Genomic DNA, 25,873 nt, shown 5'->3' on the forward strand with positions numbered 1-25,873 from the left:
CCAGAGCGCCCTCTCAAGTGGAGGCGCCGTAAATCATCCGCCAGAACCCCCCTCCTGACCGTCGATCTTCCTGTCAGAGGCTGTCGCGGCGATGACTTTGCCCAGTCCTGCCATGGCTTCGAGAGCGTCCGGCAGCAGATGCCCCACCCCCAGGAAGCCGTGGAACATTCCCGGGAAATGCGCCTCGGTCACCGGTACTCCGGCCTCCGCGAGCTTGGCGGCGTACAGCCGGCCCTCGTCGCACAGCGGGTCGCAGCCGGCCGTGACCACGTGCGCGGGCGGCAGCCCCCGCAGGTCGGCGCGGAGCGGCGCCGCGTAGGGATGTCCGAGGTCGGCGCCGGGACCGAAGTACTGCGCCCCGAACCAGCGCATGGCGTCCTCGGTGAGGAAGTAGCCCCGCGCGTTGGCCTTACGGGACGGCGTGCGCGCCCCCGGGTCGGTGGAGGGATAGATCAGCGACTGGTGGTCGATGCGCGGACCGCTGCGGTCCCGCGACATCAGGGTGCAGACCGCCGCGAGATTCCCGCCCGCGCTGTCCCCGGCGACGAGCAGGGCCCGCGGATCGCCGCCCAGCTGACCGATGTGCTCCGAGGCCCAGCACACGGCCGCGTAGGCGTCCTCGGCCGGCTCGGGGAAACGCGCCTCCGGTGCGAGCCGGTAGTCCACGGAGACCACCACCGCGCCCGACGCGAGGCACATGCTCCGGGCCGTCGTGTCATGGCTGTCGAGACCGCCCAGGACCCAGCCGCCGCCGTGGAAGAAGACGACCGTCGGCACAGCCGCACCGCCGCCCCGCCCCTCGCTGTGGGGCCGGTAGATCCGTACGGGCAGTTCGGGGGCGCCCTCGGGGCCGGGAACCGTGCGGTCCTCCACCTGTCCCACGGCGGGGTTCCCCGTCGGCGGGGGCATCGTGCCGGCGAGTATGCGGCGGGCTTCCGCGGCGTCCGTCACCGTGCTCCCCACGTCCGGGAAGACGGCGGTCATCGCCTCCATCAGCGCGCGGGCTCCCGGGGCCAGGCGTTCGGGTCCGGAAGAGGCCGTCTCGGTCATGTGTCTGCTCCTTCAACTCGCGTGTGCGGGCTGCCAGGCACCGCGTCCGCCGGATGCGCCCGACCCGGGTGCGGATACGTCCCGCGGTCGCACCCCCTCGCGGACAGGTCCTCGGACGTACGGCCCCTCGGTACGGCGCATGCGCACCGGAGGAGCCGCGGCGGGGCCGTTAGTCTGTGCGGCGCGCACGTGCCCCCGTGCGCCGTCACCACAGGAAAGCGAGAGCGCGCCGTGTCACTGCTCACCGTCGGCCACCGCGGAGTGATGGGCGTGGAGCCCGAGAACACCCTGCGGTCCTTCGTACGCGCCGAGCACGAAGGCTTCGACGTCATCGAACTGGACCTGCACCTGAGCAAGGACGGGGAGCTGGTGGTGATGCACGACGCCGACGTCGCGCGCACCACGGACAGTTCGGGCCCGATCGGCGACTTCACCCTCGCCGAACTCCGCCTGCTGGACGCCGGGCAGGGCGAGCGCATCCCCGTCTTCCGGGAGGTCGTGGAGGCCGTACGGGCGCCGCTGCAGGCGGAGATCAAGGACAGGGCCGCCGCGCGCGTACTGGCCGGAGTGATCGACGAGCTCGGGCTGCACGACAGGGTCACCGTCATCTCCTTCCACGACGAGGCCCTGCGCGAGGTCCGCGCCCATCTGCCCGAGATGCCGCTCGTCCTGGTCACCGGCCGCTCCACGCCCACGGCACCCGAGCGGGCACGTGAGCTCGGCGCCGTGATGGTCTCCTGCGAACTGCGGTGGCTGGAGCGGGAGACGGTCGAACAGTGCCACGCCCACGGGATCAAGGTCATCAGCTGGACGGTCAACACCGACGAGGACCTCGCCCGCGTCCGCGAGCTGGGACTCGACGGCGTGGTGACCGATATGCCGGAGATCAAGAGGGCTGCGGCGCGAGAGGCTTGACCAGCAGCTCGAAGGCGAGGTCGGAGCGCTGCGGGATGCCGAACCGCTCGTCGCCGTAGGGGAAGGGGCTGAGCCTGCCGGTGCGGGCGTAACCACGGCGCTCGTACCAGGCGATCAGGTCCTCCCGCTGACGGATCACCGTCATCTGCATCTCACGGGCACCCCACTCCGCCCGTACGGTGCGCTCCGCCTCGGCGAGCACGACCTTGCCGAGGCCGGTGCCCTGAAGCCCGGGACGTACGGCGAACATCCCGAAGTAGGCTTCCGCGCCGCGCCGTTCGAGCTGACAGCACGCCACCAGCAGCCCCGCGCGCTCCGCGGTCAGCAGGATGCTGTCCGGGTCGCCGACCACGGCGGCCACGCCCTCCGGGTCGGTGCGCTGCCCCTCCAGAAGATCCGCCTCCGTCGTCCACCCGGCGCGGCTGGCGTCACCGCGGTAGGCGGACTCCACGAGCGCCACGAGAGAAGGAACGTCCTCCTCGGTGGCGGCCCGGAAAGTCAGTTCGCCTGCCGGGGGCGCGGGCTCCATGACGTTCTCCATGGTGAGCGACCTTAATACGGCGCCCGCGCGAATAGGGTCGGCAGGCATGGTGCACGTACTGAGCAGCAGGCTCCTTCTGCGGCCGACCGATCCCGAGCGGACACGGACCTTCTACGGACAGACGCTGGGCCTCGCAGTCCACCGCGAGTTCGGGACCGGGACGGAACGCGGCACGGTCTACTTCCTCGGCGGAGGGTTCCTGGAGGTCTCCGGCCGTTCCGACGCCCCGCCCTCACCGGGTCTCCAGCTGTGGCTCCAGGTGCAGGACGCCGGGGCCGCGCACCGCGAACTGGCGGCGGCGGGTGCGGAGGTGCTCCGGCCTCCTGTGAAGGAGCCGTGGGGGCTCGTCGAGATGTGGATCGCCGATCCGGACGGGGTGCGCATCTGCGTCGTCGAGGTCCCCGAGGACCACCCGATGCGCTACCGGCCGGGCATCTGAAAAGCCGTCCCCTCGGCGCGCCGGAGGGTGTGCGACCGTGCGCGCCCGCGGCGGCGCGGCCGGTCCGCCGCCGGGCGCCCGTCACGGACGCAGCCGGGCGCTCCCCCGTGCGACCGTGCGCTCCCGTGCGGAGGTGACAGGCCGGGCAGCCTCCTCCTGGACGGACGGGGAGGTCGGCGATGCACAGCTCGGCAGCGGTCGGCTTGCTGCTGGCGGCGCTCTGCGCCGTGACGGGGGGAGCGTGTCTGCTGCGGGCGCGGAGGGCCGGGGGGATGCAGCGGAGCGCTGCCCGGAGCGAGGCCCTGATGGGGTCGGGGATGGCAGCGATGGCGCTGTCCGGCACCCTGCCCGCAGCGGCCGTCCCCCCGTTCGTCTTCATTGTGGTGTTCGGGGTGGTGGCCGCTTGGGAGCTGGGACTTCTGCGGACGCGGCTGCGGGAGCCGGGGGATCGATCGGCGCGCAGCAGCGCGCACCATCTCCACCACCTTCTCGGCGCTCTGTCCATGGTCTACCTGGCTGCTGCCATGCCGGGCACGCAGACGGGGGGCACCGGCCACGCCCACACGGCATCCGGAGCGCCCACCGCCGCAGCGCCCCTGCTGAGCGGTGTGCTTCTCGCGTACTTCGCGGCGTACGTGCTGCGCACAGGTCTGCGGCTGCTGCCCGCTCCGGCCGGCCACGGCGGCGGTACCGGCCTCGACCCGTCTCCCGGCGTGGCAACCGCCGCCGGGAGCGGCCGTCACCCTCCGCCCTGCACCGCGCACGGCGCTCCCGCGCTGGCCGGCGCATGCCGAGTGGCCATGGGAACCGGCATGTTGACCATGCTGCTCGTGATGTGAGGCGTCCGTCACTTCGCCGAGGCAGGCGTACCACTCCGTAGCGGACGGCTCATAGTGTGTGACTCATGACGCTCCCGTTGGCGCTGCTCGTTCTGGCCGGACTGGCCGCTGCCGTGGCCCCCCGCGTACTCGCGCGCTCCTCCTGGCCCGAGCGGGAGCCGGTGCTGGGACTGTGGATGTGGCAGTGCGTGGTCGCCGCGGTGCTGCTGTGCTGCGTGCTGGCCATGGCCTTCTCCGCCGCAGCCGCCTGGCAGGCCGTACGGGCCCACGTCTTCGCGCCGGCGCCGAGCGGCGTCGAAGAGGCGTACGCACTGGGCTCGTCCGGGCCCTGGGCCGGGCTGCTCGCCGTACTGCTCGCCTGCGGCGGCGCGTGGACGGGGGCGATGCTGCTGCGCGAGGTGCACGAAGCCCGGACGCGGCGCCGCCGGCGCCGTGCCGAACTGCGCGAGCGCGCACCCCGGCTGCCCGGTGAGGAACCCTCCGAAGGCGACCGTCTCGTCGTACTGGAAGGCGCCAAGCCCGGCGCCTGGTGGCTGCCGGGCAGCGCACCCCGACTGGTGATCACCACGGCCGCGCTGCGCCGCCTGAGAGGCCGCCAGCTGGATGCGGTCCTGGAGCACGAGCAGGGCCACGCACGGGCCCGGCACGACTGGCTGCTGCACTGCTCGTCCGCGCTGGCGGTGGGCTTCCCCCGGGTTCCGGTGTTCGCCGCCTTCCGCGACCAGGTGCACACCCTGGTCGAGATGGCGGCGGACGACACCGCGTCACGCCGCTTCGGGCGCCTCACGATCGCTCTCGCACTGGTCGAACTCAACGAGGAGCGCGGCGTGTTCGGACCGTGCCCCACGCCGCTGGCCCAGGTCCCGCACCGGGTGCACCGCCTGCTCACGGCGCCGCCCCGGCCGCCGGTGGCGCGCCGTCTGCGGATGACGGCCGCGGCTGCGCTGGTTCCCGCGGTGCCGTTGCTGGTGGCTTTCGTGCCGGGGCTCTCCGCGCTGCGATAGCCCAACGGCCCTTCCTCAGGTGAAGATCGAGACATGCGACCGCTCCACGTTCCCTCCGCGTCCGGCCCCTCCGCGTCCGGCTCCGGCCCGTCGGGCTCGGCCCCTTCCAGGGGGCCGTGGCTGTGCGCCGCACTCGGGCTGACGGGCGCCTCGGCCACCCTCGTCGTGCTCGTCGCACTGGCCTGGCAGCCGCTGCTCGACGTCGACGAGGGTGTGGCCGACTGGATGCACGCACGGGCTCTCGCCCATCCCGCCCTGACCGAGGCCAACCGCGTCCTCACCGACTGGGTGTGGGACCCGGTGACCATGCGGCTGCTGATCGCCGCGGCCGCGCTGTGGCTGTGGCTGCGCCGCGGGGAGACGCTGCTCGCCGTGTGGTGCGTGGCGACGTCCGCTGTCGGTACGGGAGTTCAGCAGAGCCTCAAGGCCGTGCTCGACCGTGAACGTCCCCAGTGGGAGCACCCCGTCGACTCGGCGCATTACGCGGCGATGCCCTCCGGGCATGCGATGACGGCGGCGGTCACCTGCACGCTGGTGGTGTGGCTGGTACGGGAGTTCGGTGCCCCGGCTCCCGCGCAGCGGATCGTTCCGGTGCTGGGGCTCGTGTCCGTCCTCGGGGTGTGCCTGACGCGGATCGTGCTCGGCGTCCACTGGCCGACGGACACGCTCGTCGGCGCGATGCTGGGGGTCGCTCTCGCCGCTGCGGCCATCGGGGCGTGGTACACGCTGCTTCAGCGCTTCACCTGGAAGCCCCATGGGCACAACGAGGCCGCGCCTGCAGCGCGTGACGCCTCCGGCTAGGGTGCGTCGTTTGGATCTTCGTGGGTCGGCGAGCGGCGTCCGGTGCGTCCAGATGCCAGGCGGAGGATCGCCCTCGTACTGGGCGTACTCGGGCGAGTCCGACAACGCAGCAGATGGGCGGGCCGGGCGTCGCGAGCCCGCGAAGATCCAAACGACGTGCCCCAGTGCTGTGGCCGGGAAGGTCTGCCGGACGCTCGACCTTCCCGGTCGCAGCGCCGGTCAGGGCTCCATCACGTCCGTGTGGATGGCGAGTTTGAACTGGGCGTGCATCAGGGGCGTGGCGACCTTCGTGTCCCCCGTGCCGCGTGCGGAGACCTTCAGCCCGAGCGGCGTCTCCGGATGGACGAAGAACTGCCACACGTACGACTTGTACTGGCCGCCACCCGTCTCCGCCGCATCACTCGTCGCCGTCGAGTCGTAGCCGTCGCCGAGCGGATCGCGGACGAAACGGGCGCGGTACTCGTGCGGATCGCCGTCCTTCTCCCAGTGGACCATCGCGGAGAGGACGCCCCAGCCCTCATGGCTGGGGTAGATCAGCCCGGACCGGGCGTGCGGGAAATCCTCGGAGTCGCCGCCTCCGTTGTCGGGGTCGTGCATCTTCCACGGGTCGTAGGACTCCCCGTCGTACGGGAAGCGGACCAGGTGGTAACCGTCGTCGTCGTACGACACGCGCTGCGAACCGGAGGAGGACTTCGCGTCCCAGATGAGCGAGACCACCGCTAACGACATGAGCTCTCCCTGTGAGCTGCGGACGGGGGATCGCCGTACAACGGGACCGGACAAGCCCTTTCCGCGGCCACGCCGGCCTCACCGTGTTCGTTCAGCATTCTACGGATGCGGGCAGCAGGCAACACTGAGGAACGAACCGGCAGTTGACCGGCAGGCACCGCCACGGGCAGGCGCCGGTCAGGAGCCGGGCGCTGCGCGGTCAGCGCTTACCGGGAGCCCCCGGCACAGCACCGACCGCCGGACCGTGTCAGGGCTTCCATACGCCGCGAGCGGCTGCCTCCGCGGCGTAGCGGGCGAAGCTCTTCGGCTCACGTCCCGTCAACTGCCGCACGGTGTCGTTGGGTTCGGAGTCGCCCTTGCCGCGCAGCGCCGCGAAGGCCGACAGCATGCCGTCCGTGACCTCGCGTGGCGTGCCCGCGGATTCCAGCGCGGCGGCGAACTCCTCTTCCCCGCCGTGGAACCGCACGGTGCGGCCGGATGCCTCGCCGATGACGTCCACCGCGTCGGCGAAGGAGAGCGCCTCCGGCCCGGTGAGCTCGTACGTGCGTCCCGCATGACCGTCCTCCGTCAGGGCGACGACGGCGGCAGCGGCGATGTCGTCCGCGTCGACGAACACCTGACGCATGCCGCCGAGCGGGAGGAAGACCTCACCGGCGAGGACCTGGGGCAGGCAGAACCCTTCGTCGAAGTTCTGGTCGAACCAGTCCGGCCGGACGATCGTCCACTCGACGCCCGATTCGCTCACCGTCCGCTCAGCCGCCTGCAGGCGTTCGTCGCCCATCGTCTCGATCCCTCTGCTGGAGAGCAGCACGATCCGACGGACGCCCCGCTGCACCGCGCAGTGCACGAACTCCGGGTCCACCGCGGTGTCCTCGGGGGCCATGAGCCACATGCGGGAGGCCGAGCCGATCGCGGGTTCCCACGTGTCGCGCTCCGCCCAGTCGAAGGTGACGTCGCCCCGCCGGGAGGCCGCCCGGACCGGGAGACCCGCGGCGCGCAGCCCGGCGGTCACACGCCGTCCGGTCGTGCCGGTGGCTCCGAGAACAAGAGTCGTGTCATCAGCCATGCCGCCACCCAATCACCGGGCACTGGCAAGGCGGCGTCATCGCCACACGGCCGCGAGCCGCGGCGTCGCGGGGACGGGTGACGCACCGGCGCCGGAAAGCTGGAATCCACCGGGCCCTGCAGAACTTCTCGAGCGGCTTTCTGGGCGACCTGCCGAGCATCCTCGCCGGCGGGCTGCTTCTTCTCGCTCCCGGTGGACCAGGCGGCGCCACCGGTCGGCCCGGTGGCGCCCTCCCCCGCCGGTGCCCGGCAGCCGTCGACGTCAGGGCCGCTGCTTGAGCTTGTCGACGATCGCGTAGTCCTCCAGATGCGAGAACTGGTCGTACGTCTTCTTGCCGGGAGTACGGATGCTCGTGGACCCGAGGACCTTGTGACTGTCTTCATCGAGGACGAGCAGGGTGCCCTCGAACAGGGCGTTCTCGGACCAGATCCCGATTGCGGGACGTCCCTCGGCATCCTTCGCCGGCTTGGCCTTGATCCCGGGGACCATGGCGAGCGCTTCGAAGGCGGTGGCCCGCAGTTCCTTGGGCATCACCGGCGCCCGCATCACCATGCCCTCCAACTGGGAGTGGAGGTCCTTCCACTCCTCCTTGCTCACACCCTTCAACGACTTCGGCTTCAGCGGCGGGTCGACCGGGCTGCACAGCTTGAGAATGAGTTTGACCGGGTCCGTGGGGAGTTTCTTCAGCTCGCTCCAGTCGTACTGCATTTCGTTCTCATGCGGGTTGGTCCAGTTGCCCTGGCCGAGGAACACGTTCCACGAGTGCTTCGAGCCGTCGACCGACGTCCAGCTCTCGTCCGTGTAGGTCTTGCTCTTGTGGGTCTTGCGCTCGGTTTCCTTGGTGACGCTCTTGGTGTAGATGAACTGGTCGTCCCGCGGGATGTCGGACTCCGGGCCCCTCCGCGCCTCTTCCGCGGCACTACGGAGCACCTCCTCCGCATAGGAGTGCTTCGTACGTGCCGCGTCCGCCGAACCGTCCTGCCTGTCACCGATGTTGTCGGCGACCACTGCCGTGGCGGTGACCGCGACCGCCGCCGCGGCGGCCACGGCGACGCTCAGCAGGGGACGTCTGCGTACGGGATTGCGGGAGCCGTCCTTCGTGTCGTTCATGAATCCCCCTATGGAGAATGGTCGTCGGGAAACCGCCTCGGGTGCCGCCTCTTCCTCGTCGATCACGGCCTGAAGCCGCTGCCGGCCGGTGGCCAGACGGGCTGCGTCAGGGTGGGAGACCTCGGCGCGCATGCGCCGCAGCTCTGTCATCTCATCCACGTGTGAACTCCTCGCTTGCCGCGGTGGGGTCGACCCCGCCGAGCGCTTTCCGGACCTTCTTGCGAGCCCGGTTCAGTCGGGAGCGCACTGTCCCGATGGGGATCTCCAGCGCCTGTGCGACCTCGTCGTAGGTCAGCGACTCCCATGCGACGAGCAGGAGTACGTCCCGGTCGCCCTTGGAGAGCCGGGCCAGAGCGGCGCCGAGCCGGCGGGTCACCGCTGCCGCTGCCACCCGGCTGTCCGCCCGGTCGTGGTCTCCCTCGACCAGCGGATCGATGGCGGTCTTCGCCAGGAGGCGGTAATGCTCGACCTCCGAACGGCGGTGTCCGGCGATCAAGTTGCCGGCTATCCCGTACAGCCACGGGCGTGCGGCGCCTCGCGAGGGATCGAAGCGGTCCCGGCGGCGGAAGGCCACCAGAAACGTCTCCGCCACGACGTCGTCCGCGGCGGAATCCCCGAGTCGTCGTGCGGCGTATCTGTGAATGTCCGGCGCGTGCCGGTCGTACAGTTCGGCGAACCGCTGCGGATCGGTCTGTGACGCCTGCACCAGGGCCGAATCGCCCAAGGGTTCCTGCCGGCGCTCCACTCGGGAGGGCGCTGTCACATCAGGCTCCGTTTCGTCTCGCCTCGCCGGGCGAAACAGAGCCCGGTCACTCCCTACTCCGCACGAGCCCCCGATCGAGTTCACGCTGTCGCCGGACCACTTCCGCCGGGGAGTCTTCTCAATGCCGGAGCGCGGCCCCGGTGTTGATGTATCTCTCGCGTGGGGCCGACGAGACGGCCCTTCGCTCCACCGCCTCCAGGCAGGAAGGGACCACGCTGATCGCTGACTTCGCCCCTGCCGCCGCGCACTCGCCATACCGGGCGAGGTCCACGGTTCCTGCCGGCTTCCACGGTTCCTGCCGGCTTCCGTCGGAAGCGGGACGTCTTCGCTCAGGGAAGCAGCCGAAGACCAAGCCGTCGGCCTACCCAGTCCGATCAGGCCGAATGCCTCCCCGTAGCCGGTCTTACACCATCGGATGGCGTTACCCGGCACGTGCTCTGAACGGCCGTACTCGCCGTGCAGGATCGTGCTGGACCACTTGGTTCTGGACCATCGAGGGGAAGGCACGCCATGCCCACACTTCGCAGCACCGCAATCGCCGCCTCCACCGGCATTCTGGCTCTGTCCGGCCTCGTCGCCACCAGCGCCGCACCGGCATCCGCCGAGCCCGGCTCCCGGGACCTCATCAACAAGAAGGACGGCTCGCGCCTCGCCCTCGTGGACAACAACACCGCGGCCGAGGGTGCCTTCGCCAACAGCCTGCGGAACCCGGGCTGGAAATACAGCACGGAGGAGTGGACGTCACAACTCGTCAGCGACGGACTTCCTGACGGAACGCACAGGCGGGTCCTGAGGAACGTGGCGGCCGACAAGTGCCTCCAGCCGCAGACGAATACGCCTGAGCGCGGAACGCGCATCGTCGTGAAGACCTGCAACGGGTCGGACATCCAGAAGTGGAACCTCCAGCCCGAAACGGTCGGCGGCACGAACTCGGGCTGGTGGATCTGGCGCCCCGTCGTCAACACCAAGCTCGCGATGACGATCGACGCATACGGGAACGGCAGCTGGAACACGCTCTACCTCGACACGTCCTACCCCTCCTCCGACAGGCTCTGGGCCCTGCGGCCGAACGACCAGCCGTGGCCCAACTGACCGCGCACCACAGGCCGCCGCCGTCCCCCACCTGCTGAAGGACCGGCGCCGGGTACGCCCGGCACAGGGGGACGGGGGCTGCTCGCAGTACGGGGCGTGCACGGGGCCGGGGATGACGGCCGGTGAGGCGCGGATGCCGCCCCCGGCTCACGGCGCTACCGGCTCACTCCTGGCCGCCGTCCTGCGTGTCGTTCCCTGGGCCTTGTGCCAGGCAGGTCAGGGCTACCGCGGCGTGCAGGGCCATGCCGGTCGTCATGGATTGCTCGTCGAACACGACCTGGCTCGAGTGGCAGTCCGGGGTGGAGGCTCCCTCGGGGAGGTGGCCGGGGCGGGCGCCGAGCAGGGCCATGACGCCGGGCACGCGTTCCAGTACGTACGCGAAGTCCTCGGACGCCATGACGGGTTCCGGCAGCGTTCGAACGAGGCCGGGGGCCAGGAGTTCCGCGGCGGTGTGCAGCACGGTGTCGGTGGCGGCCGGGTCGTTGAGGAGCGGCGGGTAGCCCTCGGTGAGGTCGAGGCTCGCCTCCGCCCCGTGCGCGGCGGCGACGTGCCGCACGAGGCGCTCCAGGGAGTGGCGCACGGCCCGGCGCCTGGCGGGTGTGAGGGTCCGCAGCGTTCCGTGGAGGTCCGCCGTATGGGGAATCACGTTGGTGGTGCTGCCGGCCTGGATGCGGGAGATGGTCACCACCGCGGGATCGAAGACGGGGACGGTCCGCGCGACCATGGTCTGCAGTTCCTGCACGAGCGCGCAGGCGACGGGGACCGGGTCGAGCGCGAGGTGGGGGGCGGCCGCGTGGCCTCCTCGGCCCCGAAGACGGATGTGGATCCGGTCCGACGAGGCGAACAGGGGCCCGGGCCGCAGCCCCACGGCGCCGGTCTCCAGACGCGGGGTGACGTGCAGGGCGAAGGCGAAGTTCACGGGCGGTCCGCCGGGTGGCTCCAGGACGCCTTCGTCGATCATGGGGGCGGCGCCCCCGCCGCTCTCCTCGGCGGGCTGGAACATGAACACCACCCGCCCGCGGAGCTGCGAACGGCGTGCGGACAGCAGTCCGGCGGCCCCGATGAGCATCGCGACGTGCAGGTCGTGTCCACAGGCGTGCATCGCGCCGGGCAGCCGTGAGGTGAACTCCAGGCCGGTTTCCTCGTGCAGCGGCAAACCGTCCATGTCGCCGCGCAGCAGGACCGAGGGGCCGGGGCGTGTTCCCTCCAGGACGGCGACCACGGAACTGAGCCGTTTCCCAGTGGTGAGCGTCAGCGGGAGTCGGGCCAGGCTGTCCAGGACGGTCTGCTGGGTGCGCGGCAGGTGCAGACCGAGTTCAGGCGAGCGGTGCAGGGAGCGGCGTACGGCAATGGCCTCGGGCAGGAGCCGCCGGGCTTCTTCCAGGAGGGACGCGGCGCCGGTCACGCGAGGCCGGAGTGCGCGTCGAGCCCCGGCGGACGACCGGCGAGGGCGGACCGGCGTACGGGCCGGGAGCCTGGGTGGTCCACGCGGGAGGGTGGAGGCCGGTCGTCGGTCCCACGGTCTGCTGTCGTCATCGGGCGGCGTCCGGCAGTCAATGTGGGGCAATCTCCTTTGCGGGGAGGCCAGTCGGGGGGCGTGGGCTGCCCAGCCGCTGACGGGGGCACGGGCGGGTGGGCAGCACCGGTGGCGCGGAGGGGCGGGCCAGGGGACGAGCCTGCATACCGGCTCCCGGATCCCGGGGCGGACCTGGCGGTTCCCGCCGCGACTGCCGCCGGGCGGCGCTCAGCTTATGACCGCCGGACCGCCGCGCGCAGGGCGATCCTGGCCAGGACGCCTGCGGATCACTCCGGAGAGTGGTTCTGCGCGGTTTCGACGGTGCACGGTGACTGTCCGCGATACAGAGAGGCGGGCTGCGCAAGGCAGTTGTGACGCGCGGTCAGACCATCACCGCATCGCAGACGAAGGGCACTCGCATGACGGAAAAAGCGTGCGCACGGCAGGCGTTCGACCACTGGGACGAGGACGGGGACGGCCGTATCACCGCGGCGGACTATCGCGCCCGGGCCCACCGAGTCATCGACGCCTTCTCGGCCGACCCGCAGTCGGACCGGGCCCGGGCGGTGACCGAGGCCTACATGCGCCTGTGGGAGCGGATGGCCGCCGCTCTCGACGTCGACAAGGACGGTGAGATCAGCTTCGCGGAGTATCTGAACTGGTTCCACGGGCACACGAAGCGCAACGGCGACTTCGAGGAGGCGCTGGTGCCGGCACTGCGCACCGCCTTCACGCTCGCCGACGCGGACCGGGACGGCAGGTTGGATCAGGAGGAGTTCCTGCGGCTGACCATCGCCGCCTCGGGCAGCGACCGGGACCGTGCGGAGCAGGCCTTCCCCCAGATCGACACCGACGGGGACGGCTGGGTCGTCTTCGACGAGTACATCGATGCCATTCGCTCCTTCGTGGTGGAGGGCGAAGGCGCCGGGAAGCTCCTGGTCGGATCGGGCGCGAAGAGTTCCTGATCCCCGGATGGGCGCCGGCCGGGCGGCAGTTGAGACCCGCCACGTACGTGCGGACACCGCGGGGAGGCCGCCCGGTCCGGGACGGTGGAGGGGGCACAGTTGTTCCCCGCTGTCGCCCGGTTCACGGCTGTCTTGCCCTGCAAGTTGGTTCAGGCCGCGGCGACCGGGTCCTGCATGCGGGCGCGCCGGCCGGGGGAGAATCCACTGGAGCACACTCTCCCGGTCAGGGCCGCCAAGTACCGTTCCGGACAGCCGACTTGGACTCCACTCGGCGGCCCGGACCGCCAGCAGGGGGAGGGAAGTGGACCACACGGAAGCCGCCGGGGACGCTCCCCCGTCGGACGGCACCGGCACGGCGGTCCCCCGCGGGGCCGGGCGAATCCGGCTCATGGGTCCCGATGAGTGGAGGCTGCTGCGCGATGTGCGTCTGACGGCTCTGGATCGGGCGGGCGGGTACCTGGACGGTGAGCGCGCGGCGGAGGCGACGGCCCCGCCCGCGTACTGGCGGGACCTGCTGGCGACGAGCACGGTCTGGCAGGCGGCCCGGGGCGAGGAGACAGTGGGGCTGGTTCAGTACCGGAGCGAGGACGGGATCGGCTTCCTCAGCGGTCTGTGGGTCGAGCCGCACGACCGGTCCCGTGGTCTGGCGCGCCGCCTGGTGGCCACGGTGATCGCGCACTCACGGGAGCAGGGGGACAGCGAACTGCGCGCCTATGTGGCTCCCGCCAACCGGCCCGTCGTACGGGTGCTCCGAAGCGTCGGCGCGCGGCCCACCGGTCGGCTGCGCATCCGGGCGGGGACGCCCCACGGTCCGAGGCTGGAGGTGCATGTGGAGCACGAGCGGAACGGTGCGCCTCGCGGGGGCAGTCGATCGTGACGTCCTCCCGGCCCGCGCAGGATCTGCGTGCCTCTGCGCGGAGCCCTGGTGAGCCAGGGCACGAGCGCCCGCCGCGCCGCCCCGCTTCGCCTTGCGGCCGCGCGGGTTGCGCTCAGCGGAAGAGCACGGGAAGCCGCCGGGGGCCGCGGATCAAGTAGCCCGCGCGCCAGACGAGTTCCTCCGGACGGACCGCCAGCCGCAGCCGGGGGCAGCGTTCCAAGAGGGTGCGCAGGGCGATGCGGCCCTCCAGCCGGGCAAGGGGCGCGCCGAGGCAGTGGTGGATGCCCCGGCCGAAGCCGAGGTGGCCACCGGTGTTGCGGGAGATGTCGAACCGGTCGGGCGAGGGGAAGCGCTCGCCGTCGCGGTCCGCCGAGCCGAGGGCGACGATGACCAGATCGCCCGCGGCGATGTCCGTACCGGCGATCCTGAGGGGTTCGGCGGCGAAACGGTACGAGGAGGTCTCGGCGGGCCCGTCGTAGCGCAGCACCTCCTCCACGGCATTGCGGGTCAGTCCGGAGTCCTTCCGCAGGGCCTCCAGCTGGTCGGGGTGCAGCAGCAGGGCGAGGACGCCGTTGCAGATGAGATTGACCGTGGTCTCGTGCCCCGTGAGCAGCAACAGGAATGCGGTGGCATGGAGTTCGGAGGTGGTCAGCCTCGCCTCGTTCTTCTCGCTCGCGGTGATCAGCGCGCTCAGGAGGTCGTCGCCCGGGTGCTTCTTCTTGTTCTCCAGCAGGGCCGTGAGATACCGCCGGGCCGCGTCGGTGGCGTCCTGGCGACGGGAGGCCGCCTGCGACCACCGGCTGATCTCCGCGTGGTCCGCTTCCGGAACCCCGAGGATTTCCCCGATGACGGAGATGGCGAGTGGGAAGGCGAACGCCTCCACGAGGTCCGCCTCGTCCCCCGGGGGCGCGAAGAGGCGGTCCAGCAGGTCGTCGGCGATGGCCTGGATGCGGGGGGCGAGGCTCTGAACGCGGGCGGGGCTGAAGGCAGGGCCGACTGCCTTCCGTAAGCGGGTGTGATCGGGCGGATCGGAGTTGACCATGTGCCGCCCGGTTGCCACGGACCGCATGCCGAGCGAGGGCGAGGCATTGCGGAAGTCCTTGGACAGGCGCGGGTCGGCCAGCGCCGCCTGGGCCTGCTCGTAGCCGACGATCAGCCAGGCCTGCCGACCGCCCTCGATGGTCACCCGGTGCACGGGGCCCCGGCTCCGGAGCGCCGCGTACAGCGGATAGGGGTTCCGTTTGAACTCCGTCTCGGTACTGCTCAGTTCGAAGGGCTCAGGGTCTGCCATTCGTACGTACCCCCTCCAGGGATGCGGCCCTGCCCCCGGACCCGGCCGCCCTCCACGGACTCGAGCCACCTGACTACGGTCCCGCCCAAGAACGCCCTGCCCGGTGTCCCTTCGAGCGCCCCACCGATATCACTTCCCCTCGGGGGACCGGCCGCAAGCACGCACCGGAGCGGGCTGTCGGTTTCCAGCCCGGGGAGGAGCGGCTGGTGGCCCGCCCCCACCGCAGTACCGCGGCCGGCCGCCACGGGACGCGGGCAGCGGCAGAGCGGGTCACGCCTTCTCCGGCGCGGCGACCGAGACGGACAGGGACGAGAACGACGAAGGCCCCGTCTCCCGGCCGGTCTCCCGGCCGGGGCCTTCGTCTCGCTTGCCCGGCACCGAGCCGCCGACGCCGATCAGGCCCCCGACCAGCGAAACAAGAAAGCCCCCGCTCTCCGTGACGGAGCCGCGAGGGGCGGCGGAGCGACCGGTATTGGGCGATCCCCCGTGTCGCCCAATACCGGCGGCCAGCCGGGCGCAGCCTGGTCGGGGGCGTGCGTCCGAAGTCGTCCTGAGTATATTGGCTGCGGGCCAGTCAACAACAGGAGCTACAGGATGTCCCCTCGGAGCGCTTCGGTCAATGAAGAGTTGCGCCGACGCTCACGCGAACGGTTGCTCCAGGCGACCGTGGAGCTGGTGGGCGAGCGCGGCTTCGAGGCGACGACCCTGGGCGACATCGCGGACCGTGCGGGATCCGCCCGCGGACTCGTCTCGTACTACTTCGCGGGGAAGCGGCAGCTCTTCCAGTCCGCCGTGCACAGGCTGATGCATCTGACGCTGGAGGAGGCTCTGGAGCGCGGTCCCGGGCCGGAGGATCCGGACGCAGGCGATGAAGCGCTCGCCCGCGCGATCGACGCGGTCCTCGGGCTGGCGGTCGACCGGCCGGTGCTGATGAGGGCGCACATGGCCGGGATCCTCCAGCAGGAAGGATTCGTCCAGTGCCCTGAGCAGCAGCGCCTGGCGATGCTGCTGCGGGACACCATCGAGCGGTACGGGTCGGCGGACCCGGACACCGACTATCCGCTGCTGCGCGCGCTTCTCATGGGTGCCGTGGTCGCGGTGCTGCTGCCCGGGGCGCCGATGCCGATGGCGAGACTGCGCGCCGAGCTCTTCGCGCGGTACGAACTGGAATGGCGGCTGGGCCGGCCCCCTCAGGAGTCGCCGCCCGCGGGGGCGCGCGAGATGCCCGTCCAGCAGCCGTCGGTCACCCTTCGGCTGACCGCTCCTCCGCCGCAGGCCGGGGCAGGGCAGGCCGCCGACGGGCTGCCGGGCGAGGGGCTGCCGTACGAGCCGTGCGGGGAGGCGCAGGCGGCGCGCGAGGCGTAGGGGCGGCCGACCCGGTCGCGGACACGTCCTCCGGCGGTCGGCGCCTTCCCCACCTGCACCGACGCCGGCCCGGCGTCATTGTCGGTCCCAGGGTGCAGACTGATGCCCACCTCGGACAACGGCGTCAAGGGAGGCGAAATCCGGCATGGCAGATGTGATTCTCGCGGTGGGCACGAGAAAAGGGCTCTTCCTCGCACGGCGGGCGGTGGGCGAACGTCAGGCGGCTGACTGGGAGTTCGACGGTCCGCACTTCAACGCCCAGGCGGTCTACTCCGTCGCGATCGACACCAGGCGGGACTCCGGGCCCCGAATCCTGGTCGGCGGCGACAGCGCGCACTGGGGCCCGTCGGTCTTCCACTCCGACGACCTGGGAACGACGTGGACGGAGCCGCCCGAGCCCGCTGTGAAGTTCCCGCAGGACACGGAGACTTCCCTGGAGCGTGTGTGGCAGCTCGAGCCCGGCGGGGCGAGCGAGCCGGACGTCGTCTACGCCGGCACCGAGCCCGGCGCCCTGTTCCGCTCGGAGGACGGCGGGAGCAGCTTCGAGCTCGTGCGCGGCCTGTGGGACCACCCCACGCGCAAGGACTGGGTGCCGGGAGGCGGGGGCCTCGGCCTGCACACCGTCCTGGTCGACCCGAGGGACGCGCGCAGGGTGACCGTCGCGGTCTCCACCGGCGGCGCGTACCGCACCGCTGACGCGGGCAAGAGCTGGGAACCGTGCAACCGGGGCGTGCAGGCGGTCTTCCTGCCGGAGAACCAGCAGTTCCCGGAGTACGGGCAGTGCGTGCACAAGGTCTCCCGCGACGCGGTCGACCCCGACCGGCTCTACCTCCAGAACCACTGGGGCGTCTACCGCAGCGACGACGCCGGTACCAGCTGGCAGTCGATCGGCGAGAGCCTGCCCTCGGACTTCGGCTTCCCCGTGGTCAGTCACCCGCACCGCGCGGGCGTCGCCTACGTCTTCCCCCTCAACGCGGACTCCGACAGGGTTCCGGCCGAGCGCCGCTGCCGCGTGCACCGCACGGAGGACGCCGGGGCGACCTGGCAGGAGCTCGGCTCCGGCCTGCCGGAGAAGGCGCACTACGGGCCGGTGCTGCGCGATGCCATGTGCACGGACGCCGCCGACCCGGCAGGGGTCTACTTCGGCAACCGGAACGGCGAGGTCTTCGCCAGCGCGGACGAAGGGGAGACCTGGCGGCAACTGGCCGGGCATCTCCCGGACGTGCTGTGCGTGCGGGCGACGGTGATCGACTGATGTGAGCGGGACGGCCGGAGCGGCGCGGCGGAGCCAGTAGAGTAACGGCCCGTGGCTGCACGACCGTTGAACGAGATCGTCGAACCGGGCTGGGCCAAGGCGCTGGAGCCGGTGACTGAGAAGGTCGCCTCCATGGGCGAGTTCCTGCGCGCGGAGATCGCGGCGGGGAGAACGTACCTGCCGGCGGGTCAGAACGTCCTGCGGGCGTTCCAGCAGCCCTTCGACGAAGTGCGTGTCCTGATCGTCGGGCAGGACCCGTATCCCACGCCCGGCCACGCGGTGGGGCTCTCGTTCTCGGTCGCTCCCGACGTGCGGCCTCTGCCGGGCAGCCTGGAGAACATCTTCCGCGAGCTGCACAGCGACCTCGGCCTGCCGAGACCTTCCAGCGGCGACCTGACACCGTGGACCAGGCAGGGCGTCCTGCTGCTCAACAGGGCGCTCACCACCGCACCCCGCCGGCCCGCGGCCCACCGGGGCAAGGGCTGGGAAGAGGTCACCGAGCAGGCCATCAAGGCTCTTGTGGAGCGAGACCGCCCGTTGGTGTCGGTGCTGTGGGGGCGCGACGCGCGCAATCTGCGTCCGCTGCTGGCCGGCCGTCCCGTCGTCGAGTCCTCCCATCCGTCGCCCATGTCGGCGGACCGCGGGTTCTTCGGCTCGCGTCCCTTCAGCCGTGTCAACACACTCCTCGCACAGCAGGGTGCGGAGCCGGTGGACTGGCGGCTCCCGTGACGGACGGCGGCACGACGGCGGACGGAGAGGGCGGAGGCACCCCGCTCGCGGGCGCGTCCCGGCCCACGTGGGTGCTGGGCGCCGACTCCGGCGGTTCGGGCCTGCGGATCACGCTGGCCGCGTTGACGGAAGGCGGGGCACCGCAGGCCGTCGGCACGGTGACCTCGGCGGAGCCCGTACGCACCGGGGCACAGGGCATCGACGCGGAGCACATGCTCGCCCAACTGGTGCCCGCCGCCCGGGATCTGCTCGCCCGGGCCGGCGAGCAGGCGCAGGACGCCGGTCTGGACGCGGTGTGCGTGGGAGCGGCCGGCATGGCGACGCTCGGCGGGCAGCTGCGCGCCCAGTTGCCCGGCGCACTGACGCATGAGTTCGGCGCCCGTCGGATCGCGCTGGCGGCCGACGCGGTGACCGCTTATGCGGGGGCCCTCGGGCAGCTGCCCGGTGCCGTCGTCGCGGGCGGTACGGGCCTCATCGCCATGGGCACCGATCTGCACAGCTGGCGCCGCGCCGACGGCTGGGGCCACTTGCTGGGTGACTGCGGGAGCGGCGCCTGGATCGGCCAGGCCGGCCTCCAGGCTGCGATGCGCGCCTACGACGGCCGCGAAGGCGGCTCGGCGGCGCTGAGGGAGAGAGCCGAAGCGGTCTTCGGGGCGCCGCTGAGCGGGCTGCCCGCACACCTGTATCCACGCACCGACAGACCCGCCGTGCTGGCCTCCTTCGCACCGGAGGTCGCCGCCTGCGCGGAGCACGACGTGGTCGCGGAGGAGATCCTGCTGGCCGCCGCGCAGGAGATCGCCACGGCCGCTGCAGCCGTGTGCCCCGCCGAGGAGGGGGCCGCGGTCGCCGTCACAGGAGGACTCTTCCGCATCGGCGAACCACTGCTCGGGCCTCTGCGGGAGCAGTTGGACCGGCGTACGCCCCAGGCGCACCTCACCGACCCGGCCGGCGACCCGCTGGACGGTGCGCTGCTCATCGCGGCGCGGCTCTCCTCCGGCGCCCTGCACCTGCCGCAGGACGCCGGGCTGCTGTCGCTGACCTGAGATAAGCGACAAAAACCCATAGGCTGCACAGCTCAGGAATGGGGCATACCAGGCCACTCTCCCCCGCCTGAACAGCAGCGCCCCGCAAGGCGTTAACATGCGGGCGCATGAGCTCCCCCACTGACCCGGACAACGGCCTGCCTGTACGAATGCCACGTCCACGCAGGCCCGGTCGGCACCGCCGGCCGGAGCCTGTCGTCGCGCCCGAGAACGCCCCTGCGCTGGTACTCGCCGTCCCCGGCACCCCGTCGAGCGCCGTCCGCAACCTCTCCGAAGAGGTGCTGAGCATCGCCCGGTCGGAGTTGCCGGGCATGGATGCGCGGATCGGTTTCGTGGAGGGTGACGGCGAGGAATACCCGACCCTCGACGGGGTCCTGGCACAGGCCGCCGCCGAACAGGACGCAGCAGCCGTGCGCGCTGCCGAACTCGCCGAACTCGCAGCAGCCGAGGCGAGCGCCGAAGCAGACGAGTCGGGCGGCGACGCCGTCGCGGCCGGTACTGCTGCCACGCCCCGGCCGCAGGGCTCCGAGGAGCGCCTCGTCGCCGTCGTCGTCCCGCTGCTGGCCGGGCCGGACGCGGCGCAGATGCGGCAGATACGGCAGGCGGTGCTCTCCAGCGGAACGGGCGCGGAACTCACCGACGTCCTGGGCCCGCATCCGCTGCTCGCCGAAGGCGTGCACGTGAAGCTCTCGGAGGCGGGCCTGGCCAGGGCCGACCGCGCCCGGCTGTTCACCGTCGCGACGGCTGCGGACGGCATCGTGCTGGCCACCGTGGGCGGCGAGGAAGCGGTGCAGGCGGCCGGGATCACCGGCATGCTGCTGGCCGCACGCCTCGCGGTGCCGGTGCTGGCGGCGGGTCTGGACGAGGCGGGCGCCGTCGCGCGGATCGCCGAGCAGCTGCGCGAATCGGGGTCCTCACAACTGGCCGTGGCTCCCTGCCTCATCGGCCCCGAGGTTCCCGCGGGCCTGCTGGACGCCGCGGCGGAGGAGGCGGGCTGCTCGGTCGCGGAACCGCTGGGCGCCTACCCGGCCGTGGGCAAGCTCGTGGCGTCCACGTACGCGGCCAAGCTGGGTATCGGGCAGCAGAGTTCGCCGCAGGGCATGGCTGCACGCTGACGGAGGGCGGCCCGCCGGACGTCGTGGGGACCTCTGCACGCTCGCGGCTGCCGACGGGCGGCCGGGCACCGGCTCACGGCGGCTGCGGGCAGCAGCCGCCCGGGCGGGCGTACGCGACGTCGTACGGCCCACATCCCGCGTCAGAGGTCGCACCCCGCACGTGGCAGGTCGTACGCCGCACAGCGCACGCCACGGGAATCGCAGGGCCCCGCCGCGGGAGACATACGCGCGGCGGGGCGGGCGTCGCTCAGCCGAAGACCACGCAGCTGGCGGCGGGAGCTCCGAGACAGCCGGCGCGGTGCGGGGTACCGGACGCCTGGTCGATGGCGAACCAGGTGACGTCCCCCGAGCGCTCGTTGGCGGCGTAGAGCCAGCGGCCCGAGGGGTGCAGAGCCAGATCGCGGGGCCAGTGCCCGCCGCAGGGGACGGTGCCCGTCAGCTCCATGGTGTCTCCGGCGGCGGACAGGGCGAGGACGGCGATGCTGTCGTGGCCCCGGTTGGCGGCCCAGAGGAACCGTCCGTCGGCGGAAACGGCCAGTCCGGACGGGTAGTTGCGCTCCTGGGTCGCGTTCCCCGGGAGGGTCGGCGTCTCCGTCAGCCGCTCGAGGGTTCCCGTCGCCGGGTCCCAGCGGCACACCGTCACCGAGGACTCCAGTTCGTTGACGATGTAGGCGTGGCCACCGCCGGGGTGGAAGGCGAGGTGCCGTGGACCGGTGCCCGGCCGGAGCTGCACCTCTGACTGCGGGAGCGGTTCGGTGTCGGGGCAGGCGTCACGCAGGTCGTAGATCCATACCGAGTCGGTGCCCAGATCGACCGCCAGCAGCCAGCGTCCCGACGGGTCCGGTACGACTGCGTGCGCGTGGGGGCCTTCCTGACGGGCCGTCTCCGGTCCGCTGCCGGTGTGTACGTGCACCGAGGCACGGCTGCCGAGGGTGCCGTCTGCGCGCACGGGCAGCGCGCTGACGCTGCCCGTGCCGTAGTTGGCGGTGACGAGATGCCCTGCGGCGAGGGTGAGATGGGTGGGCCCGCCGCCTCCGACCGGGGTGGGCTCGCCGAGCAGCGTGGGTCTGTCCCGGTCGTCGAGGGAGAAGGCCGCCGCCCCGCCGGTGTCCCGCTCACTGACCGCGTAGAGGCGACCGCCGGGGGTCCCTGGCCCTCCGGGGCCTTCGGTGAGAGCGAGGTAGGAGGGGTCCGGTACGGCGGTGTCGGTGTGGTGAAGTTCCGTCAGCGCCCCGTCGGCCCAGTCGATGGAGGCGGTGGTGACGCCACGGCCGCCTGCCGAGGTGAACGAGCCGATGTACGCCCGGTCCGCCCGGTGTTCGGCCGCTTCTGCCGGCAGCCCGTCGTTCCGGCCGCTCCCCGGGCCGCCGTTCCCGTCGCCGTTCGCGTAACCGCTCACTTCCCTGCGCCCTTTCGCCGGGGCCGGTGCGACCCGGCCTTGGACTCTTCGCGATCTTGGCCGACGGTAGCAGCGGGGCTGCGGCGGCGCGGGCGCTCTGAGCGGACATCCCCCTGCGGCACAACATTCCGGTCCCTGGCACGCTGGCCTGCATGGACGACTCCCCGCGCACGCCTGTGATCTTCGACCTCGACGGCACGCTCGTCGACAGTGAGCCCCTCTACTGGGAGGCAGGACGGCGCGTGCTGGCCGCGCACGGCGCAGGGGAGTTCACATGGCAGCAGCACACCCGCTTCATCGGCATCAGCACCGTGGAGACCATGGAGGCGCTGCGCCGGGAGTACGGCGTCGACGCACCGGTCGGGCAACTCGTGGCGGAGAAGAACCGCAGCTATCTGCAACTGGCGGCCCGTTCGGCGCGCGTGTTCCCCGCGATGCTGGACCTGGTGGAGCGGCTGCACGCCGCAGGTCACCCCCTGGCGGTGGCTTCGGGCTCGTCGGGAGAGGCCATCGAGGCGGTGCTCGAGGGGACCGGGCTCGATGACCTGTTGCCCGTGCGGGTCTCGGCCGAGGAGGTGGAGCGCGGCAAGCCGGAGCCGGACGTCTTCCTGGAAGCGGCACGGCGGCTCGGCGCCGACCCGGCACGCTGCGTCGTGGTGGAGGACGCGCCACCCGGGGCGGAGGCCGCCCGTCGGGCGGGCATGCGGTGCGTGGTCGTGCCGTATGTGCAACCGGCGGACGGGGACGCCGCTTTCACAGGGGCGGGGCTGCTCTTCGCGGGCGGACAGGAGGAGTTCGACGCGAGCCGGGCGTACGAGTGGATCACCGGCGGCGCGGGCACCGGCCAGGCCGACAGTCCGGACGGTGCCCGCTGAACTCCCGGTCAGCGGCCGGGGAAAGCCGCCCGCAGCACGCCCGGCGCCGCGCTCCAGGTCAGGCCGGCGATCTCTCCCGCGCGTTCCTCCCCGACGCATGACGCCACTTTCGCCGCGAGTTCCGCGTCCGTGGCCGGGCGCCCGGGATGACCCCGGGGCAGGTCCAGTGCGGTCTCGGCCCTCGTGCCGTCCGCCAGTTCGAGCAGGATGCCCGTCTCCCCGGCCATGAGGTCGTCACCGCCGCCGGAAGTCGTCCGCACCTCCGTACGGTCCAGCAGCCGCCGCACTGCGGGGCGTGCGGCGGCGGTGTCGGTGAAGTCGGCCGGCCCGGGGAAGCCGTCGAGGAGGGCGGTGGCCACCGCGTACTCCATGCTGAACTTCGCCTCCAGCCCGGTGCGGGGGAAGTGGTGGATCAGCGGCTGCATGCCGGCCTCCGGGGTGGTCACCACGATCCGCTCGACGCTCGCCGGGTCGAGCCCGTCGGCCGGCAGCGTGCGGACGGCGCTGATGGGCCGCTGCATCGCGTAGCAGCACGGATGAAGCTTGACGGCGGGCTTCTGCGGCAGGGCGGGGCCGGACAGGTCGGGTTCCGTTCTGCCGCCGACCAGTTCGAACCACTGGTCGAGCGCGGCGGGATCCGCTGACGCACCGGCTGCGGCGAGCGACGCTGCCCGCACGCCCGCCTCGGTCGCGAAGCCGACCTGGAGGCACTTGCCCGACGTGCCGAACGCCCGCTGCACGCCGCCGGCGGCCGGTACCGCCAGCGCCATGGCGCGTCTGAGCCCGTCCGCGTCGAGGCCCAGGGAGACTCCCGCGGCGACAGCGGCAGCGGGAGCGCCGGCTGTGCAGGTGGCATGCCAGCCGCTGGTGTAGTGGCTCCAGCCCAGGGCCGTGCCGAGGCGCGCCATGACGCCCGCTCCGGCGAGATACGCACGGGCGCCGCCCCCCGCCGCCAGGGTCGCGCTGACGCAGACGACGCTGATGTGCGAGGTGGAAGGCAGGTGGACGTCGTCGAAGTCCAGCACGTGCCCGACGGCTGCCCAACGCAGTGGTTCCGGGAGGTCCTTGGTCAGTTCGACGACCGGGTCGCCTGCCGCGGCCAGTGTCACCGCGACGGTGTCCACCAGTGCCGTGGAGGCGACTTCGCGGTCGGCGTCGTCCGGTTCGAGCGCGGCCGCCCAGTCCGCCAGCTCCGCGATCACAGGATCAGTCCCGGCAGCCACGTCGCGATCTCCGGCACGGCCGTCACCAGCGCCAGCATTCCCGCCTCGATCACGAGGTAGGGCATGATGCCCCGGAAGATGTCGGCGAGGTCCAGTTCGGGCACCACGGACTTCATCGTGTAGAGGTTCAGCCCGACCGGTGGTGTGATCACCGCCATCTCCAGGTTGATGACCAGCAGCACGCCGAACCACAGGGGATCGAAGCCCAGTTCCTCGATCGCCGGCACCAGGATCGGCGTGACGACGAGCAGCAGCGAGGCGGCGTCGACCAGGCACCCCAGCAGCACGAGCACGACCATGATCGCGGCGATGACGAGGTAGGGCGATATGTCCAGACCCGCCACGAAGCCGGTCACCGCGTCCGGGATCCGTGCCGCCACCAGCATCTGCGTGAAGACGAACGCGGCCCCGACGATGGCGAGTACCGAAGCACTCACCGCTGCGGTGGAGACGAAGATGAGCCGCAGGTTCTCCCGGCCCAGCTTCTTGTAGATCCCGCCTGTGACCGCGAAGGCCGCCAGCGCACCGACGGCTGCGGCTTCGGTCGGCGTCGCGAAGCCGGTGTAGATCGAGCCGAGCACGAGGAGGATGAGCAGCAGCGCCGGGGAGATCTTCCCGAGTGCGACGAGGCGTTCCCCCCAGGTGAAACTCTCCTTGACCACGGGGGCGTTGACGGGTGCGGTCTTCGCCCGCAGGACCACGTAGAGGATCATCATGGCGGCGAGCAGCAGGCCGGGCACGAGTCCGCCCGCGAAGAGTTCCGCGATGCTCACGCCCGTCACCGACGAGTACAGGATGAACATCAGGCTCGGCGGGATGAGCATGGCCAGCGCGCCGGAGGCCGTGACCGTTCCGCTGGCGAACGCCGGCCGGTAGCCGCGGCTGAGCATCTCGGGTACGGCCATGCGTCCGATGACCGCCACCGAGGAGATGCTCACGCCGGACATCGCGCCGAAGGCGGTCGAGGAGCCGATGGCCGAGGCCCCCAGCCCACCGGGAATCCTGTTGAACCACCGGTGTGCGGCGGCGAACAGGTCGCGGCCGAGGCCGCTGACGGCGAGCACCTCGCCGAGCAGGATGTACAGGGGCGCGGCGACGAGTGCGTAGTTCTGCAGCTGCGCCACCAGCGACAGGGGGACCAACTCGACGCCCGGGAGGCCCTTCAGGCCGATCAGACCGGCGATGCCCGACACGGCGAGCGCGACGAAGATCGGAGTGCGCAGGGCGATGAGGAACAGCAGGAGGACGACAGCGAGAATCGCGATACCGGTGTCGGACATCATGACTTGGACTCCCCTTCACCGGCGTCGGCGCTGTCCCGGCCCTCGCCGGGGACGGCCGCGGCCTCCGGCGCGGACGGTTCGGGTTCGGTCTGCTCGGGAGGCGCCGTCGTGCCACCCGGCGGGAAGAGCACGGCCACGAGGGTCAGCATGATGCCGGTGACCAGCAGCGCGGCGTCGGGGACCCAGAGAGGGATGCTGAAGGTTCCCGAACCGGTCAGGCCGCCCTCGATCGCCACCGCCATCGCCCGGTACGAGGTGATCGCGAGGATCAGGCCCAGGAACGCCGTCGCGGCGGCGGTGACGCCGTCGGCGATCCGGCGCGTCCGAAGCGGCAGAGTCCGGTACAGCAGGTCCATGGAGATGTGCCGGCCCTTGGCGTAGAGGTACGGGACCGAGAGCGCCGTGGTCAGCAGGACTCCGGCGGCGTTCACGGGGAAGGCCCAGTCGGTCGGCGCGGAGAAGGTGAAGCGGACGATGACGTCGTAGGTGATGGTGAGCATCATCAGTGCGACGACGGCCATCGAGACGGCGGCCAGTCCCAGGGCGCACGCCAGCACGTACTTGCGGACGGATTCGAGTGGGTTCATG

At 71.8% G+C, this 25,873-nt stretch carries 26 protein-coding genes; 14 read left to right on the forward strand and 12 right to left on the reverse strand.

The genetic code is table 11. From position 1 onward, the window contains the following. Window positions 1–33 precede the first annotated feature (33 nt). Entirely contained in the window at window positions 34–1,050 is a 1,017-nt protein-coding gene (locus ACFPA8_RS13190; RefSeq protein WP_386447260.1) for an alpha/beta hydrolase fold domain-containing protein, read from the reverse strand. Window positions 1,051–1,281: 231 nt separating this feature from the next. Here ACFPA8_RS13190 and ACFPA8_RS13195 point away from each other — a divergent pair, with 231 nt between their 5' ends. Next, on the forward strand, window positions 1,282–1,965 hold the full coding sequence (locus tag ACFPA8_RS13195) for a glycerophosphodiester phosphodiesterase (protein WP_386447263.1): 684 nt from the start codon (window positions 1,282–1,284) through the stop codon (window positions 1,963–1,965). On the opposite strand, the gene ACFPA8_RS13200 is transcribed toward ACFPA8_RS13195, so the two are convergent. Then, window positions 1,937–2,494 carry a GNAT family N-acetyltransferase gene (locus tag ACFPA8_RS13200; RefSeq protein ID WP_386447664.1) on the reverse strand — a complete coding sequence of 186 codons (558 nt, stop codon included), beginning with the start codon at window positions 2,492–2,494 and terminating at the stop codon, window positions 1,937–1,939. The two genes, ACFPA8_RS13195 and ACFPA8_RS13200, sit on opposite strands and share 29 nt — an antisense overlap. A 58-nt stretch (window positions 2,495–2,552) precedes the next feature. On the opposite strand from ACFPA8_RS13200, the gene ACFPA8_RS13205 reads away from it, so the two are divergent. The 4 genes from ACFPA8_RS13205 to ACFPA8_RS13220 all read left to right on the forward strand — a co-directional run bounded on the left by ACFPA8_RS13205 (window position 2,553) and on the right by ACFPA8_RS13220 (window position 5,589). Beyond that, window positions 2,553–2,945 (forward strand): VOC family protein, encoded by a 393-nt coding sequence (locus ACFPA8_RS13205; RefSeq protein ID WP_386447266.1) that lies wholly within the window; start codon window positions 2,553–2,555, stop codon window positions 2,943–2,945. Between the two features lie 179 nt (window positions 2,946–3,124). Next, entirely contained in the window at window positions 3,125–3,784 is a 660-nt protein-coding gene (locus ACFPA8_RS13210) for a DUF5134 domain-containing protein (RefSeq protein ID WP_386447269.1), read from the forward strand. Between the two features lie 65 nt (window positions 3,785–3,849). After that, window positions 3,850–4,788 (forward strand): M56 family metallopeptidase, encoded by a 939-nt coding sequence (locus ACFPA8_RS13215; protein ID WP_386447272.1) that lies wholly within the window; start codon window positions 3,850–3,852, stop codon window positions 4,786–4,788. A gap of 33 nt (window positions 4,789–4,821) precedes the next feature. Further along, a complete protein-coding gene (locus ACFPA8_RS13220) occupies window positions 4,822–5,589 on the forward strand; it encodes a phosphatase PAP2 family protein (RefSeq protein ID WP_386447275.1) in 768 nt (255 codons plus the stop codon). A 219-nt stretch (window positions 5,590–5,808) separates the two neighbouring features. On the opposite strand, the gene ACFPA8_RS13225 is transcribed toward ACFPA8_RS13220, so the two are convergent. The 4 genes from ACFPA8_RS13225 to ACFPA8_RS13240 form a co-directional block, all read right to left on the reverse strand. Beyond that, complete coding sequence (locus ACFPA8_RS13225) at window positions 5,809–6,318, reverse strand: hypothetical protein (protein WP_386447278.1); 510 nt, start codon at window positions 6,316–6,318, stop codon at window positions 5,809–5,811. 247 nt (window positions 6,319–6,565) lie between these two features. Continuing rightward, a complete protein-coding gene (locus ACFPA8_RS13230) occupies window positions 6,566–7,384 on the reverse strand; it encodes a Rossmann-fold NAD(P)-binding domain-containing protein (protein WP_386447281.1) in 819 nt (272 codons plus the stop codon). 261 nt (window positions 7,385–7,645) lie between these two features. Then, complete coding sequence (locus ACFPA8_RS13235; protein ID WP_386447667.1) at window positions 7,646–8,644, reverse strand: CU044_5270 family protein; 999 nt, start codon at window positions 8,642–8,644, stop codon at window positions 7,646–7,648. 1 nt (window position 8,645) lies between these two features. Then, entirely contained in the window at window positions 8,646–9,257 is a 612-nt protein-coding gene (locus ACFPA8_RS13240; protein ID WP_386447283.1) for an RNA polymerase sigma factor, read from the reverse strand. Between the two features lie 510 nt (window positions 9,258–9,767). Here ACFPA8_RS13240 and ACFPA8_RS13245 point away from each other — a divergent pair. Beyond that, window positions 9,768–10,349, forward strand: coding sequence for an RICIN domain-containing protein (locus tag ACFPA8_RS13245; protein ID WP_386447287.1), 582 nt, complete (start codon window positions 9,768–9,770; stop codon window positions 10,347–10,349). Between the two features lie 163 nt (window positions 10,350–10,512). Here ACFPA8_RS13245 and ACFPA8_RS13250 read toward each other — a convergent pair whose 3' ends face one another. Further along, on the reverse strand, window positions 10,513–11,754 hold the full coding sequence (locus tag ACFPA8_RS13250) for a M20 metallopeptidase family protein (RefSeq protein WP_386447290.1): 1,242 nt from the start codon (window positions 11,752–11,754) through the stop codon (window positions 10,513–10,515). 530 nt (window positions 11,755–12,284) lie between these two features. Here ACFPA8_RS13250 and ACFPA8_RS13255 point away from each other — a divergent pair. Both ACFPA8_RS13255 and ACFPA8_RS13260 read left to right on the forward strand, forming a co-directional pair. Then, entirely contained in the window at window positions 12,285–12,830 is a 546-nt protein-coding gene (locus ACFPA8_RS13255; RefSeq protein WP_386447292.1) for an EF-hand domain-containing protein, read from the forward strand. Between the two features lie 388 nt (window positions 12,831–13,218). Then, window positions 13,219–13,707, forward strand: coding sequence for a GNAT family N-acetyltransferase (locus ACFPA8_RS13260; protein WP_386447295.1), 489 nt, complete (start codon window positions 13,219–13,221; stop codon window positions 13,705–13,707). Between the two features lie 112 nt (window positions 13,708–13,819). Here ACFPA8_RS13260 and ACFPA8_RS13265 read toward each other — a convergent pair whose 3' ends face one another. Further along, a complete protein-coding gene (locus ACFPA8_RS13265) occupies window positions 13,820–14,998 on the reverse strand; it encodes a cytochrome P450 family protein (RefSeq protein WP_386447297.1) in 1,179 nt (392 codons plus the stop codon). Between the two features lie 594 nt (window positions 14,999–15,592). Here ACFPA8_RS13265 and ACFPA8_RS13270 point away from each other — a divergent pair. The 5 genes from ACFPA8_RS13270 (at window position 15,593) to ACFPA8_RS13290 (ending at window position 20,505) form a co-directional block, all read left to right on the forward strand. Further along, window positions 15,593–16,363: a TetR/AcrR family transcriptional regulator gene (locus tag ACFPA8_RS13270; protein ID WP_386447300.1), complete on the forward strand. Its 771-nt coding sequence runs from the start codon at window positions 15,593–15,595 to the stop codon at window positions 16,361–16,363. Between the two features lie 145 nt (window positions 16,364–16,508). Continuing rightward, complete coding sequence (locus tag ACFPA8_RS13275) at window positions 16,509–17,618, forward strand: WD40/YVTN/BNR-like repeat-containing protein (RefSeq protein WP_386447303.1); 1,110 nt, start codon at window positions 16,509–16,511, stop codon at window positions 17,616–17,618. Window positions 17,619–17,669: 51 nt separating this feature from the next. Then, on the forward strand, window positions 17,670–18,347 hold the full coding sequence (locus ACFPA8_RS13280; protein WP_386447305.1) for a uracil-DNA glycosylase: 678 nt from the start codon (window positions 17,670–17,672) through the stop codon (window positions 18,345–18,347). Further along, window positions 18,344–19,390, forward strand: a complete 1,047-nt coding sequence (locus ACFPA8_RS13285; RefSeq protein ID WP_386447308.1) for an N-acetylglucosamine kinase — start codon at window positions 18,344–18,346, stop codon at window positions 19,388–19,390. The genes ACFPA8_RS13280 and ACFPA8_RS13285 overlap by 4 nt, the downstream gene beginning before the upstream one ends. Before the next feature lie 107 nt (window positions 19,391–19,497). Then, window positions 19,498–20,505, forward strand: coding sequence for a sirohydrochlorin chelatase family protein (locus ACFPA8_RS13290; RefSeq protein ID WP_386447310.1), 1,008 nt, complete (start codon window positions 19,498–19,500; stop codon window positions 20,503–20,505). A gap of 247 nt (window positions 20,506–20,752) precedes the next feature. On the opposite strand, the gene ACFPA8_RS13295 is transcribed toward ACFPA8_RS13290, so the two are convergent. Then, window positions 20,753–21,844 (reverse strand): lactonase family protein, encoded by a 1,092-nt coding sequence (locus tag ACFPA8_RS13295; RefSeq protein ID WP_386447669.1) that lies wholly within the window; start codon window positions 21,842–21,844, stop codon window positions 20,753–20,755. A gap of 212 nt (window positions 21,845–22,056) precedes the next feature. Between ACFPA8_RS13295 and ACFPA8_RS13300 the strand changes: the two genes are divergently transcribed. After that, entirely contained in the window at window positions 22,057–22,779 is a 723-nt protein-coding gene (locus ACFPA8_RS13300) for an HAD family hydrolase (protein WP_386447313.1), read from the forward strand. A gap of 8 nt (window positions 22,780–22,787) precedes the next feature. Here the strand turns inward: ACFPA8_RS13300 and ACFPA8_RS13305 are convergent, their stop codons facing one another. From ACFPA8_RS13305 to ACFPA8_RS13315, 3 genes are read right to left on the reverse strand one after another with little or no spacing between them, the layout of a single operon-like run. Then, window positions 22,788–24,002 (reverse strand): MmgE/PrpD family protein, encoded by a 1,215-nt coding sequence (locus ACFPA8_RS13305; RefSeq protein ID WP_386447315.1) that lies wholly within the window; start codon window positions 24,000–24,002, stop codon window positions 22,788–22,790. After that, window positions 23,978–25,285: a TRAP transporter large permease gene (locus ACFPA8_RS13310; RefSeq protein ID WP_386447318.1), complete on the reverse strand. Its 1,308-nt coding sequence runs from the start codon at window positions 25,283–25,285 to the stop codon at window positions 23,978–23,980. The genes ACFPA8_RS13305 and ACFPA8_RS13310 overlap by 25 nt, the downstream gene beginning before the upstream one ends. Beyond that, window positions 25,282–25,872 (reverse strand): TRAP transporter small permease, encoded by a 591-nt coding sequence (locus tag ACFPA8_RS13315; RefSeq protein ID WP_386447321.1) that lies wholly within the window; start codon window positions 25,870–25,872, stop codon window positions 25,282–25,284. Before ACFPA8_RS13315 ends, ACFPA8_RS13310 begins: the two co-directional genes overlap by 4 nt. Window position 25,873 lies beyond the last annotated feature (1 nt).

The sequence above is a fragment of the Streptomyces ovatisporus genome, assembly GCF_042653885.1.
GTDB lineage: Bacteria > Actinomycetota > Actinomycetes > Streptomycetales > Streptomycetaceae > Streptomyces > Streptomyces ovatisporus.